Genomic DNA, 1,134 nt, shown 5'->3' on the forward strand with positions numbered 1-1,134 from the left:
CGACGCCAGCTTCTTGAACGGAACGGCCCCGGTGACCCTCACCCGGACCACGCCCCGCCCCGCGCGGCCCGCGCGCTCGACGACCTGGTCGGGCATGTCCGCGGCCAGCACCACCCGTCGCCGGGGAGCGCCGGAGTCGGCCGCCAGCAGCGCCAGCGACTCCCCGGCGGCGGCGTACATGGCCTCGTACTCCGCCTCCTCCACGTCCTCGTCCGGGCCGGGGTCGGCCGCGAACGCGGTCAGCGGCACGCCCTCCAGGCGCCCCTCCTCCAGCAGGCGAGCCAGGGCGGGGATGGTGCTGGGCAGGAAGACGTACATGCGAGCGGCTCTCCAGGATGCGGGATGAACACACCAAGTGTGCCAAACCCCGGGCTCAGGCCGCCCGCTCCCCGGGCACCGGGGGCGCGCCGTCGCCGTCCGGCGCCAGGAAGCGCTCCAGCTCCAGCCGCGTGGTGTCCACGTCGGTGTGCAGGATGCCGGTCATCCCGAGTTCCTCGGCCGTGCGGACGTTGTGCTCCAGGTCGTCGATGAACACGCAGTCCTCGGGGCGCAGGCCGATCCGCTCACAGGTGTGCAGGTAGATGCGGTGCTCGGGCTTGCGCATCCCCACCTCGCCCGAGATCACCACCGCGTCGAAGGTGGTGTCGAAGTGCTCACGGGGATAGCAGTTGCCCCAGGAGTTGGACAGCAGGGCGGTCACGGCCCCGGCGGTCCTGGCCTCGCGCAGGGCCTCGTACATGTCGTGCACGGGGTCGAACTCGCAGAACATGCGGTTGATCAGCCCCTCGGCCACCACCGGGCCGCCGTGCGTGCAGCGCAGCAGGGCCGCCAGCTCGCGCTCGAACGCGCAGGTGTCGATCTCGCCCCGCTCCAGCGCGTGCACGAGGTTCTCCCCCTCGACGCTGCCGTCGAAGTAGGGCCGCATGACCTCGTGGTAGTGCTCGACGTCGATGCGGTCGGCGTGCAGCCAGGCCCGGATGCCCACGGGCAGCGGCGGTGTGAGGACACCGCCCCAGTCGCAGATGACCCCTCGCCGGGTGCCGTCCATCCGATCCCCTCCTCCGGTCGTCGGTGACCTCTCCCCCCAGACGCCCGCGGGTCGGGCGGGGAACGGGAAGAACGCTTCCCCGCCCG

The 1,134-nt window shown here is 72.4% G+C and carries 2 protein-coding genes; both read right to left on the reverse strand.

Translation table 11 applies throughout. The features are described from left to right. Positions 1-318, reverse strand: a 318-nt coding sequence (locus DQW06_RS25980; protein WP_117199485.1) for a DUF6912 family protein, incomplete at its 3' end; no start/stop codon positions are given. 55 nt (positions 319-373) lie between these two features. Then, positions 374-1,048, reverse strand: coding sequence for an HAD family phosphatase (locus tag DQW06_RS25985; protein ID WP_019608085.1), 675 nt, complete (start codon positions 1,046-1,048; stop codon positions 374-376). Between the last annotated feature and the right edge of the window lie 86 nt (positions 1,049-1,134).

It is taken from the genome of Nocardiopsis sp. TNDT3 (assembly GCF_003427465.1).
Taxonomy (GTDB): Bacteria; Actinomycetota; Actinomycetes; order Streptosporangiales; family Streptosporangiaceae; genus Nocardiopsis; species Nocardiopsis dassonvillei.